Genomic DNA, 11,819 nt, shown 5'->3' with positions numbered 1-11,819 from the left:
GCCACGCCGCCCCCGAGGACACCCCGGGGACGGCGCCCCGCGTCACTCCCCGCGCCTCCCGTCCCCGCCGACCATCCTGCGCAGCCGCCGGGCCGCCTCCCGGCGCAGCTCCCGCCGGACCCGCCGCTGCTCTCCCCGGTCGATCCGCGGATCGGTGGCCACCTCGTACCGCCGCACGTAGGTCCCCACGAAGCCCTGGAGCGTGGCCGCCGCCGGGATCGCGATCACCGCGCCCACCGCGCCGAGCAGCGCCGCCCCCGCGATCACCGAGCCGAAGGCCAGCGCCGGGTGCACGTCCACGGTCCGCGCGGTGATCCGCGGTTGCAGCAGGTAGTTCTCGATCTGCTGGTAGACCACCACGAAGCCCAGCACCCAGAGCGCGTCCACCGGATCCACCGTCAGCGCCACCAGCACCGGCAGCGCCCCGGCCAGGTAGGTCCCGAGGGTCGGCACGAACTGCGACATGACGCCCACCCAGACCGCCAGCGCCGCCGCGTACGGCAGGCCGAGCAGTTCGAACATCACCCAGTGTCCGACGGACGACACCACCGCGAGCAGCGCCCGGGAGTACAGGTAGCCGCCGGTCTTGGCGAGCGCGATCTCCCAGGCCCGCAGCACCTCGCCCTGCTTGGCGGGCGGCAGCATCGAACAGACCGTCCGGCGCACCCGCGGGCCCTCGGCGGTGAAGTAGAAGGTGAACAGCCCGACCGTGAAGGCCTGGAAGAGCCCGCCGATCAGGGTCGAGGAGACGCCCCAGACGTTGTCGGCGGCTTGCTGGACGTAGGTCTCGATGGTGCCGGAGTCCTTGAGCAATCGATTCTGCAGCTCGCCCAGCGAGACGTCCTGATGGAAGGTCCGGTTGACCCACCCGATCAGACTGTCGACCAGGTGCGGCAGGTCCCCGGCGATCTTCGCCACCTGGTCGACCAGCAGCGTGCCGAGCGCGGCGAGGAAGCCCACCACCGCGACCCCGACCGCCACGAACACCAGGAAGGTCCCCACCCCCCGGCGCACCCCCCGCGCCGCCATCCGGTCCACGGCGGGCTCCAGCGCCAGCGAGAGGAAGAAGGACACCAGCAGCATCACGAACAGGTCGATCAGCTGCCGGAACGCCCAGTCGGCGAGCTGGAACAGCCCCACCAGCACCAGGAACAGCACCATCGCCCGAGGCAGCCAGCGCGGCATCCCGCCGCCCCACAGCCCCCCACCCGCCGGAGCGCCGTCGGCACCCCGCTCCACCCCGTCCGTATTCTTCTGTTCTGCGCTACTTGTCACCCGAACAGTCTGTCCCATGCCACCCGGGCGCCGGCACTCAGCGCAGCACGCCGGAGACCCCCTGGGTGTCGCAGACCACGCGCCAGACGTCCTTGGCCTCCCAGCCCGCCTCCAGCGCCTGCCGTACCGTCCGCCCGCCCAACTCGCTCATCACGTGGTCGGTCGCGAACGACTCCGCGTACGCCTCCCCGAAGTGCGCGTGCATCCGTCGCCAGAACTCCGTCAGCCTCATGCCCCCCAGTATCCCGGACCGGGCCCGCCAGCTCCCGACCCCCGAACCCCCGCCCCGCCGGTCAACGGGGCACCACCACCAACCCCGCCCCGAAGTACTGCCGCTCCCCACACCCGTGGGGCCCCGAAGGACACCCCGAAGCCGCCGCCCCCGCCAACACCCCCGCCAGCCCGTCCGACCCCAACTCCGGGTGCAGCGCCGCCGCCACCGCCACCGCCCCGGTCACGTGCGCAGCCGCCATCGAGGTCCCCGCCAGCGCCGCGTACTGCCCTGCCGGCCAGTCGGAGACGATCGCCCCCTGCGGCCCACCGTCCGGTTCGCCCCCCGGCGCGGCCAGCGAGACCCGCCCGCGCCCGTAGTTGGAGTAGCCGGCCGGGCGCCCGTCCCGGTTGACCGCGGTGACGGTGACCACTCCGGGCAGCTCGCCGGGCAGCCTCACGCACTCGGTGCCCAGGTGACGGACGAGGGCGGGCCCCGAGACCCGGTCGTTGGGGCTCCGCTCGTCGGTCCGCGAGGCGCCGAGGTCCTGCCCGTCGTTGCCCGCCGAGGCGACCACCACCGCGCCCTTCCGCTGCGCGTACCCGGCGGCCCGCCCGACGGCCGCGATCAGCGCGGCCTGGTCCCGGTCCTCGGGGCAGTTGTACTTCCACGGGTCGGCGAAGTAGCTGTTGTTGATCGCCTTGGCCCCGTGGTCGGCGGCCCAGAGCATGCCGCAGACGATGTTCTCCGCGTAGTACTGCCCGAGCGGCCCGAGCAGCCGGACGGCGGCGATCCGCACGCCCGGCGCGACCCCGGTGACGCCGTGGCCGTCCCGGGTGGCGCCGACGATCCCGGCGACGTGCGTGCCGTGGCCGCTCTCGCCCACCCCGGGGTCCGGCCGCCAGGCGCCTGTGCGGGCGTCGGGCCGGCCGTCCGCGCAGGAGGCGGAGGCCTTCGGGTCGACGGCGGCGCGCAGGTCCGGGTGGGTGTCGTCGACGCCTGAGTCCAGGACCGCTACCAGCACCTTGTGCAACGCCTCGGCGCTCGGCACGACACCGGCGGACACCACCGACGCATCTCCCACCCGAGCGGCGGCGCCCGCGAGCATGGCCAGGTTCCAGGCACCCCCCTCCCCCGGATCGGGCACCGTCGCGGACCCCCCGTCCATCCGGTCACCACCCCTCCCGCCGCCCGTCCGAGCCCCCGCGGCCGTGCCCGCCGTGAAGTACCCCGCGCCCACCACCGTCCGCGGCGGCGCGACCACCGGCGCGGTCCTGGTCGCCCCGACGGCGGCGATCCCGGGCCGGGCCCGCAACCGGTCGGCGAACGGGCCGGTCGCGTACACCAGCACGGCCCCGATCTGCGGGTACTCCTGGAGCACCTGCCCGCCCGCCGCCCGGCTCTCCGCCCCGGCCCGGGCCGCGCCGGCGGCGTCCTCGTCCTCGGCCAGCACCAGGTAGCTGAGGTAGGCCCGCCCCGGCCCGGACACGTACGGGACGGCGCCACCCCCGACGAGCGCCGTGAGCAGCATCGCGACCAGCGCCCGGGCGGGCCCGCGGACCCGGCGGCGCCGGGCGGCGCGGGCGGGCCCGCCCCCCGGGTGCGCCTGCGCCATCGCACGGCCTCCGCTCGTCGGTCCGGTGGGTCACGGGGTGGATCAGCTGGGTCTCGGGTGGATCAAGCTTCCGATTCATCACCATATGAGCGGATTGTTATTTCTGCTCCTCAGCTTGCACCCCTCCGCCCGCACGCCCCCGGCGCTTCCACCCAGGCCTCCGCCCCGGCCCCACCTGTCAGTCCCACCCGGCACCATGGGGGCATGGCGCCCCCACACCCGACCCCGCCCGCCGACGACCCCCTGGCCGGATTCGCCCCGGCCACGCGGGCCTGGTTCACCGGTGCCTTCTCCGCCCCCACCGCCGCCCAGGCCGAGGCCTGGCAGGCCATCCAGCGGGAGACGGACGTCCTGGTGGTCGCCCCCACCGGCTCCGGCAAGACGCTGGCCGCCTTTCTCTCCGCCCTCGACCGGCTCAGCAGCACCCCTTCCCCCGCCGAGCCCAAACGCCGCTGCCGGGTCCTCTACGTCTCACCGCTCAAGGCCCTCGCGGTGGACGTCGAACGGAACCTGCGCGCCCCGCTGGCCGGCCTGCGCCAGGCCGCCGTCCGGCTCGGCCTGGCGGAGCCCGAGGTCCAGGTCGCCATCCGCTCCGGCGACACCCCGGCCGCCGACCGCCGCCGCTTCGCGACCCACCCGCCGGACATCCTGATCACCACCCCCGAGTCGCTGTTCCTGCTGCTCACCTCCGCCTCCCGGGAGGCCCTGCGCGGCGTGGACACGGTGATCCTGGACGAGGTGCACGCGGTCGCCGGCACCAAGCGCGGTGCCCACCTCGCCCTCAGCCTGGAGCGGCTGGACGAACTGCTGGACCGCCCGGCCCGCCGGATCGGCCTGTCCGCCACGGTCCGCCCGGTCGAGGAGGTGGCCCGCTTCCTCAGCCCGCAGCGCGGCGCCGCCGTGGTCCAGCCCGCCGCTGCCAAGGACTTCGACCTCTCGGTGGTCGTCCCCGTCCCCGACCTCGACGACCTGCCCGCCGCCCCGGCCACCGGCGGCGCCGCCGGCAGCGACCCGCAGCGGCTGGGGGCACCTCCCGGCCGCCAGGCTGGGGGCGCATCGATCTGGCCGCACGTCGAGGAGCGGATCGTCGACCTGGTCGAGGCGCACCGCTCGACCATCGTCTTCGCCAACTCCCGTCGGCTGGCCGAGCGGCTGTGCAACCGGCTGAACGAGATCGCCCACGAGCGCGCCACCGGCACCGCCGTCCCCGAGGCGCACGCCCCGGCCGAGCTGATGGGCGGCTCGGGCACGGCCAAGGGCGCGCCACCGGTCATCGCCCGGGCCCACCACGGCTCCGTCTCCAAGGAGCAACGCGCGCTCGTCGAGGAGGAGTTGAAGGCCGGCCGGCTGCCCGCCGTGGTCGCCACCTCCAGCCTGGAGCTGGGCATCGACATGGGCGCCGTCGAGCTGGTCGTCCAGGTCGAGTCCCCGCCCTCGGTCGCCTCCGGCCTGCAGCGGGTCGGCCGGGCCGGCCATCAGGTCGGCGCCGTCTCCACCGGCGTCTTCTTCCCCAAGTACCGGGGCGACCTGGTGCAGTCCGCCGTGGTCACCGAGCGGATGCGGGCCGGCCGGATCGAGTCGCTGCGCATCCCGCGCAACCCGTTGGACGTGCTCGCCCAGCAGCTGGTCGCGATGACGGCCCTGGACGCCTGGCCGGTGGACGAGCTGCTCGCCGTGGTCCGCCGCGCCGCGCCCTTCGCGACCCTCCCGCAGTCCGCCTTCGACGCCGTGCTCGACATGCTGGCCGGCCGCTACCCCTCGGACGCCTTCGCCGAGTTGCGCCCCCGCCTGGTGTGGGACCGGGTGGCCGGCACGGTGACCGGCCGCCCCGGCGCCCAGCGACTGGCCGTCACCTCCGGCGGCACCATCCCCGACCGCGGCCTGTTCGGCGTCTTCATCGCCGGCACCACCGCGTCCGACGCCGGAACGAACAAGAAGGGTGGCGGCCGCGTCGGAGAGCTCGACGAGGAGATGGTCTACGAGTCCCGCGTCGGCGACGTCTTCACCCTCGGCACCACCTCCTGGCGGATCGAGGAGATCACCCACGACAAGGTGCTGGTCACCCCCGCCCCCGGCGTCCCCGGCCGGCTCCCGTTCTGGAAGGGCGACACCCTCGGCCGCCCGCTCGAACTCGGCCGCGCCCTCGGCGCGTTCACCCGCGAGCTGGGCGGCATGCGGCCCGAGGCCGCCACCGATCGCCTCAAGCAGGCCGGCCTGGACGACTGGGCGGCCGCCAACCTGCTGGACTACCTGGCCGAGCAGCGCGCCGCCTGCGGCCACCTCCCGGACGACCGCACCATCGTGGTCGAGCGCTTCCGGGACGAGCTCGGCGACTGGCGGATCGTCATCCACTCCCCGTTCGGCGCCCAGGTGCACGCCCCCTGGGCGCTCGCCCTCGGCGCCCGGCTGCGCGAGAAGCACGGTCTGGACCCACAGGTCATGCACGCCGACGACGGCATCGTGCTCCGCCTGCCCGACGCCGACCTGCTCGGCCTCGACTTCGATCTCGGCAGCCCGTCGAAGCAGTCGAGCCCGGACGAGGCCCCCGTCGGCGCCGACGCCGCCCTGTTCGACCCCGGCGAGATCGAACAGCTGGTCACCGACCAGGTCGGCGGCTCCGCCCTGTTCGCCTCCCGCTTCCGCGAGTGCGCCGGCCGCGCCCTGCTGCTCCCCCGCCGCAACCCCGGCCGCCGCACCCCGCTCTGGCAGCAGCGCCAGCGTGCCGCCCAACTCCTCGAAGTCGCCTCCGAGTACGGCTCGTTCCCGATCGTCCTGGAGGCCGTCCGGGAGTGCCTGCAGGACGTCTTCGACGTCCCCGGCCTGGTCGAGCTGATGGGCGATCTGGAGTCCCGCGCCGTCCGTCTGGTCGAGGTCACCACCCCCGAACCCTCACCGTTCGCCCGCTCACTGCTGTTCGGCTACGTCGCCCAGTTCCTCTACGAGGGCGACTCCCCGCTCGCCGAGCGCCGCGCCGCCGCCCTCTCGCTCGACTCCCGGCTGCTGTCCGAACTCCTCGGCCAGGCCGAGCTGAGCGAACTGCTCGACCCCCAGGTGCTCACCGAGCTGGAGGCCGAGCTCCAGCGCCTCACCCCCGAGCGCCGGATCAAGGACGCCGAGGGCGTCGCCGACGCCCTGCGCCTGCTCGGCCCGCTCACCGAGGCCGAGTTGACCCTCCGCGGCGCCGAGCCGCTCTGGGCCCTGGAGCTGGAGGCGGCCCGCCGGGTGATCCAGGTCCGGATCGCGGGCGAGCAGCGGTGGGCCGCGATCGAGGACGCCGGACGGCTGCGTGACGCGCTGGGCACGCCCCTGCCGGTCGGCGTCCCGGAGGCCTTCACCGAGCCGGTCAAGGACCCGCTGGGCGATCTGATCGCCCGCCACGCCCGCACCCACGGCCCGTTCACCGCCGCCGAGGCCGCCGACCGCTACGGCCTGGGCACCGCCGTGGTCACCGGCACCCTGCACCGCCTGACCGCCGCCGGCCGCCTGGTCCAGGGTCAGTACCGGCCCGCCGAGCAGCACACCGCCCCCGAGTGGTGCGACGCCGAGGTGCTGCGCCGGCTTCGCCGCCGCTCGCTGGCCGCCCTGCGCCAGGAGGTCGAGCCGGTCCCGCCGCGCGCCCTGGCCGCCTTCCTGCCGCAGTGGCAGCACCTGGCCGGCCACCGGCTGCGCGGCCCGGACGGCCTGCTGCGGGTGATCGAGCAGCTCCAGGGCACCGCCCTGCCTGCCTCCGCACTGGAGAAGCTGGTCCTCCCGGTCCGGCTCGCCGACTACTCCCCCGGCCTGCTGGACGAGCTGATGGCGGCCGGCGAGGTCGGCTGGTGCGGGGCCGGCGCCCTGCCCGGCAAGGACGGCTGGCTCAGCCTGCACCTCGCCGAGAACGCCCACCTGCTGCGCCCCGAGCCCGTCCCGCCCGCGCTCACCCCGGTGCACAGCGCCCTGATGTCCGCACTGGCCGGCGGCTACGGCCTGTTCTTCCGCCAACTCGTCCAGCAGCTCCCGGTGGAGACCACCGAGCCCGAGATCGTCGAGGCGCTCTGGGACCTGGTCTGGGCCGGTTACGTCACCAACGACACCCTCGCCCCGCTGCGCGCCCTGCTCGGCTCCGGCCGGACGGCGGGCGCCACCGCCCACCGCGCTCCCCGGTCCACCCCGCGCGGCCGCTACGGCGGTGCCGGCCGCGCCTTCGGCCGGGTCGGCGGCGCCCTGCGCAGCGGCCCGCCGACGGTGGCCGGACGCTGGTCGCTGCTGCCCGCCTTCGCCGCCGACCCGACGGTCCGGGCCACCGCCCAGGCGCAGAGCCTGCTGGACCGGCACGGCCTGCTCACCCGGGGCACGGTGGTGGCCGAGCGGGTTCCCGGCGGCTTCGCCGGGGTCTACCGGGTGCTCGCCGCGATGGAGGAGCGCGGCCGGGCCCGCCGTGGCTACTTCGTCGAGGGCCTGGGCGGCGCCCAGTTCGCCATGGAGGGCGCGGCCGACCGGCTGCGCTCGGTGAACGGCCGGCTGGAGCGGGCCCGGGCCGCCGAGTGGCCGGCCGCCCCGTCCGGCGAGCCGCCGCAGACGCTGGTGCTGGCCGCCGCGGATCCGGCCAACGCCTACGGCGCGGCCCTGCCCTGGCCCGAACCGCCCACCGCCCCCGGCGGCAAGGAGTCCACCGCCCACCGCCCGGGCCGCAAGGCGGGCGCCCTGGTGGTCCTGGTGGACGGCGAGCTGGCGCTGTACGTCGAACGCGGCGGCAAGTCCCTGCTGGCCTGGCCGGAGGACGAGGCCACCCGGGTGCTGGCGGCCGGAGCGCTCGCGGCCGCCGTCCGGGAGGGCGCGCTCGGCAGCGTCACGGTCGAACGGGCCAACGGCGAGCCCGCCCTCGGCTCGGCCCTCGGCCGCGCCCTGGAGGAGGCCGGTTTCCACGCCACCCCGCGCGGCCTGCGCCTGCGCCCGTGAACCGTGCGCCGCCGAACCGGACGCGGGAACCGGCGGACAGCGGCGGCGGGAAAACGCCGGAGGCCGCGGGGTCGAGAACCCCGCGGCCTCCGGCCACGTCGAATCACCCGATCGGCGGCGGCTGCGCCTCCGCCGGTCCCACCGGCTCCGGGCGCGGGCGCCGGGCCGGTCCGGTCGCGTTCCAGTCGGCGTGGACCGGAATGAGACCGAGTCCCCAGCCGCCAGCCGCGAGCAGCCCCAGCGCCGCACCGTCGGCCGACTGGCCCCGCACCACCAGGAGCCACCAGGCGAGCCCGGCCGCGGAGACCGCCAGCGCCCACCGCACCCGGAGGAACGGCCGCGCCCGGGCCCGTATTCGGACCATCGGGCGCGTCTGCGCGTCTGTTCGCACGACCGCCCTCCCTTCGCTCGCCCCGGGCAGGGGCGCCCGGGAGTCGAGGCCGGGATCAGGCGGCGACCACGTCCATCGCGGCGGCCTTGGGCGACATGTTCGCCCGGTCGGCGCCGGGGGCGGGCAGCGGAACCGGTTCGAGTACCGGCCTCAGCAGATCACCTTCGGAGAGGGTGGCCATCGCCGCAAGTTCGGCGAGCGACAGTTCGTCGCTGACCTCGCGCATGACCTCGGACATCCGGACGTCGAGTGCGTCGCAGATGGCGGAGAGCAGCTCCGAGGAGGCCTCCTTCTGTCCCCGCTCGACCTCGGAGAGGTATCCGAGCGAAACCCTGGCGGCCGCCGACACCTCGCGGAGTGTGCGGCCCTGGCGCTGGCGCTGCCGACGCAGTACATCGCCCAGTAGGCGACGGAGCAGGATCATCGGTGCCTCCCTCCTCGGACTGCGGATCGAGATGTCACGTCCCCACCGTACCGCCTTGCCCGCTTCGCGTGCGGGGACCCTGGTCGTGTTCACTCTGGGCTGCAAGGCCGTCCCCCTCCTTGTTCCGGTGTCAGACCCGGGTTCGCGGGCCCTTCGTGGTACCCGTCGCGGCCCACCCGGCCACCGTCACGCAACTCGTTCGCCACCTGGTTTCTGCCCAACCAGGGTGTTGGATGTAACACGATCCTCCAGCTGTCCCATACCCGCGCACCGGATCGGCAGATCTCGGTTCGGTGGAGATACCTCCCCGCGGGCCCTTACCGTACGAACCGACCGACGAGCAGCTCCAGCGCCGCGGTCACCGCCCCGTGACGGATTGTGGCACGACTGCCCGACAGCAGGGGCGAACTGACCAGAGTTCCCCCTGGGCCGGCGACCGCCAGGTGTACCGTGCCCACCGGCTGCCCGTCCTGCGGGTCCGGCCCGGCCACCCCGGTCGTCGCGAGCCCGTACGTGGCCCCCAGCAGCCCGCGCACGCCCTCGGCCATCTGCCGGACCACCACCGGGTGGACCGGCCCGTACACGTCCAGCAGGCCCTCGTCCACCCCGAGCACCGAGGCCTTCAGCTCGGTCGCGTAGGCGGTGACCGAGCCCCGGAAGGTCGCGGACGCCCCGGGGACGTCCACCAGCGCGGCGGCCAGCAGGCCCCCGGTCAGCGACTCGGCGACGGCCAGCGTGCCGCCCTCGGCCCGCAGCGCGGCGTGCGCCCGCTCGGCCAGCTCGTAGTCCCGCTCCGCCACCCGGTTCCCCCGTCGCTCAGTGGCCCGCGCGCGCCGCGGCCTGTCCCTCGCGGCGCAGTCGCAGCGCCTGTCCGATGTAGTCCAGCGCGGTGCCGACGGTCAGCAGCACCGCCAGCCCCATCAGCACGGCCCGCCCGGTGGCCAGCCAGCCGGTCAGGTCCAGTACGTACATGCCGACCGCGGTGCCCTGGGTCAGCGTCTTGAGCTTGCCGCCGCGGCTGGCCGGGATGACCCCGTAGCGGATCACCCAGAACCGCATCAGCGTGATGCCGAGCTCGCGGGCCAGGATCACCACGGTGACCCACCAGGGCAGGTCGCCGAGCAGCGAGAGGCCGATCAGTGCCGAGCCCATGATCGCCTTGTCGGCGATCGGGTCGGCGATCTTCCCGAAGTCGGTGACCAGGCCCTTGCGCCGGGCCAGCTCACCGTCGAACAGGTCGGTGATCATCGCGATCGCGAACGCGGCCCAGGCGACCGAGCGCCACTTGGGGTTGTGCCCGCCGTCGGCGAACAGCAGCGCCACGAAGACCGGCACCAGCAGCACCCGGACCATCGTGAGCACGTTGGCGATGTTCCAGACCCCCGGGGTGGACGGCGCCGCGGCCACCGGTCTGCCCGGGTGGGCCGCGGCCGGGGCGCCGGGCCCCTTGGTCATTCCCCGGCTCCCGAGGACTTGGCCCCCGAAGACTTGGGCAGTCGCACCTGCTCCAGCGCCTCGGCGATCAGGTCGACGCCCTCACTGGCGACCACCTTGGCCCGCCAGAACTGGCCGACCTCGGGGGCCTCGACACCGTTGAGGGTGGTCAGGCCGTCGGTCTCCGGGGCCTGGTGGGCGGAGCGGCCCTCGACCACGCCGTCCTCGATCGACTCGATCAGCACCTCGACCTCGGTGCCGATCCGCTGCTCGGCCCGCTGGGCGGTCATCTCCTCGGCCAGCCGGCTCAGCCGGTCCAGCCGGTCGGCGACCACGTCCTCGGCGAGCTTGCCGTCGTAGGTGGCGGCCTCGGTGCCGTCCTCGTCCGAGTAGCCGAAGACGCCGATCGCGTCCAGCCCGGCGTGCGTGACGAACCGCTCCAGCTCGGCGAAGTCCTCCTCGGTCTCACCGGGGAAGCCGACGATGAAGTTGGACCGGGCGCCGGCCTGCGGGGCCTTGCCGCGGATGGTCCCCAGCAGTTCCAGGAACTGGTCGGTGGAGCCGAAGCGGCGCATCCGGCGCAGCACGGCGGGCGCCGAGTGCTGGAAGGACAGGTCGAAGTACGGCACCACGTCGGCGGTCCCGGTCATCGAGTCGATCAGGCCGGGGCGCATCTCGGCCGGCTGGAGGTAGGAGACCCGGACCCGCTCGACGCCCTCGATCGCGGCGATCTCGCCGAGCAGCGTCTCCAGCAGCCGGATGTCGCCGAGGTCCTTGCCGTACGAGGTGTTGTTCTCGCTCACCAGGACGATCTCGCGCACGCCCTGCCCGGCCAGCCACTGGGCCTCGTGCAGCACGTCGGAGGGGCGGCGGGAGATGAAGGAGCCGCGGAAGGCCGGGATGGCGCAGAAGGAGCAGCGCCGGTCGCAGCCGGAGGCGAGCTTGACCGAGGCGACCGGGCTGTCGTCCAGCCGCTTGCGCAGGGTGCGCGGGCCGGAGGCCGGGGCGAGGCCGTCGGGCAGGTCGGCGATCGGCTCGGCGGCGGCCTCGGCGCCGTGGCCGGGCAGGGCGACGGCCTCGGCGGCGGTCTGCCGCTCGGCCGGGCTGATCGGCAGCAGCTTGCGGCGGTCGCGCGGGATGTGCGGGGCGTGGTGGCCGCCGGAGAGGATGGTCTGGAGGCGGTCGGAGATGTCCGCGTAGTCGTCGAAGCCGAGCACGCCGTCCGCCTCGGGGAGGGCGTCGGCGAGCTCCTTGCCGTACCGCTCGGCCATGCAGCCGACCGCGACGACGGCCTGGGTGCGGCCGTGCCCCTTGAGGTCGTTGGCCTCCAGCAGGGCGTCCACCGAGTCCTTCTTGGCGGCCTCGACGAAGCCGCAGGTGTTGACCACGGCGACGTCCGCCTCGGCGGCGTCGTCGACGAGCAACCAGCCGTCGGCTTCCAGTCGCCCGGCGAGTTCCTCGGAGTCCACCTCGTTGCGGGCGCATCCGAGCGTGACAAGGGCGACAGTGCGGCGTTCAGGCATAGGGCCAA

Annotated in this window: 9 protein-coding genes; 1 reads left to right on the top strand and 8 read right to left on the bottom strand. The window is 74.8% G+C overall.

Annotation, left to right across the window (positions count from 1 at the left end; translation table 11 throughout):
- Nucleotides 1-42: 42 nt before the first annotated feature.
- From ACIRRH_RS32210 to ACIRRH_RS32200, 3 genes are all read right to left on the bottom strand, one after another.
- Nucleotides 43-1,275 carry an AI-2E family transporter gene (locus tag ACIRRH_RS32210; RefSeq protein ID WP_403074398.1) on the bottom strand — a complete coding sequence of 411 codons (1,233 nt, stop codon included), beginning with the start codon at nucleotides 1,273-1,275 and terminating at the stop codon, nucleotides 43-45.
- 37 nt (nucleotides 1,276-1,312) lie between these two features.
- A complete protein-coding gene (locus ACIRRH_RS32205) occupies nucleotides 1,313-1,507 on the bottom strand; it encodes a DUF3046 domain-containing protein (protein ID WP_363393158.1) in 195 nt (64 codons plus the stop codon).
- Nucleotides 1,508-1,568: 61 nt separating this feature from the next.
- Nucleotides 1,569-3,101 (bottom strand): S8 family serine peptidase, encoded by a 1,533-nt coding sequence (locus ACIRRH_RS32200; RefSeq protein ID WP_403074396.1) that lies wholly within the window; start codon nucleotides 3,099-3,101, stop codon nucleotides 1,569-1,571.
- Nucleotides 3,102-3,305: 204 nt separating this feature from the next.
- Between ACIRRH_RS32200 and ACIRRH_RS32195 the strand changes: the two genes are divergently transcribed.
- Nucleotides 3,306-8,039: an ATP-dependent helicase gene (locus tag ACIRRH_RS32195; RefSeq protein WP_403074394.1), complete on the top strand. Its 4,734-nt coding sequence runs from the start codon at nucleotides 3,306-3,308 to the stop codon at nucleotides 8,037-8,039.
- Between the two features lie 103 nt (nucleotides 8,040-8,142).
- Here ACIRRH_RS32195 and ACIRRH_RS32190 read toward each other — a convergent pair whose 3' ends face one another.
- From ACIRRH_RS32190 to rimO, 5 genes are all read right to left on the bottom strand, one after another.
- Nucleotides 8,143-8,430 carry a hypothetical protein gene (locus ACIRRH_RS32190; RefSeq protein WP_403074392.1) on the bottom strand — a complete coding sequence of 96 codons (288 nt, stop codon included), beginning with the start codon at nucleotides 8,428-8,430 and terminating at the stop codon, nucleotides 8,143-8,145.
- Between the two features lie 55 nt (nucleotides 8,431-8,485).
- Entirely contained in the window at nucleotides 8,486-8,854 is a 369-nt protein-coding gene (locus ACIRRH_RS32185; RefSeq protein WP_030290911.1) for a helix-turn-helix domain-containing protein, read from the bottom strand.
- A gap of 317 nt (nucleotides 8,855-9,171) precedes the next feature.
- Nucleotides 9,172-9,654: a CinA family protein gene (locus ACIRRH_RS32180; RefSeq protein WP_403074390.1), complete on the bottom strand. Its 483-nt coding sequence runs from the start codon at nucleotides 9,652-9,654 to the stop codon at nucleotides 9,172-9,174.
- A gap of 16 nt (nucleotides 9,655-9,670) precedes the next feature.
- Entirely contained in the window at nucleotides 9,671-10,309 is a 639-nt protein-coding gene (gene pgsA, locus ACIRRH_RS32175) for a CDP-diacylglycerol--glycerol-3-phosphate 3-phosphatidyltransferase (protein WP_403074388.1), read from the bottom strand.
- The gene (gene rimO / locus ACIRRH_RS32170; protein ID WP_403074386.1) at nucleotides 10,306-11,811 is read right to left on the bottom strand and encodes a 30S ribosomal protein S12 methylthiotransferase RimO; all 1,506 of its coding nucleotides are present in this window, start codon (nucleotides 11,809-11,811) and stop codon (nucleotides 10,306-10,308) included. The genes pgsA and rimO overlap by 4 nt, the downstream gene beginning before the upstream one ends.
- Nucleotides 11,812-11,819 lie beyond the last annotated feature (8 nt).

The sequence above is a fragment of the Kitasatospora sp. NPDC101235 genome (assembly GCF_044767505.1).
Lineage (GTDB): Bacteria > Actinomycetota > Actinomycetes > Streptomycetales > Streptomycetaceae > Kitasatospora.
Note: the sequence above shows the minus strand (reverse complement) of the source record. Positions and strands in the feature narration are given on the sequence as shown.

Excerpts from the sequence above, each read along its gene's own strand:
- ACIRRH_RS32205 (WP_363393158.1), bottom strand. The coding sequence starts at position 1,507 with ATGAGGCTGACGGAGTTCTGGCGACGGATGCACGCGCACTTCGGGGAG.
- ACIRRH_RS32200 (WP_403074396.1), bottom strand. The coding sequence starts at position 3,101 with ATGGCGCAGGCGCACCCGGGGGGCGGGCCCGCCCGCGCCGCCCGGCGC.
- ACIRRH_RS32195 (WP_403074394.1), top strand. The coding sequence starts at position 3,306 with ATGGCGCCCCCACACCCGACCCCGCCCGCCGACGACCCCCTGGCCGGA.
- ACIRRH_RS32185 (WP_030290911.1), bottom strand. The coding sequence starts at position 8,854 with ATGATCCTGCTCCGTCGCCTACTGGGCGATGTACTGCGTCGGCAGCGC.
- pgsA (WP_403074388.1), bottom strand. The coding sequence starts at position 10,309 with ATGACCAAGGGGCCCGGCGCCCCGGCCGCGGCCCACCCGGGCAGACCG.
- rimO (WP_403074386.1), bottom strand. The coding sequence starts at position 11,811 with ATGCCTGAACGCCGCACTGTCGCCCTTGTCACGCTCGGATGCGCCCGC.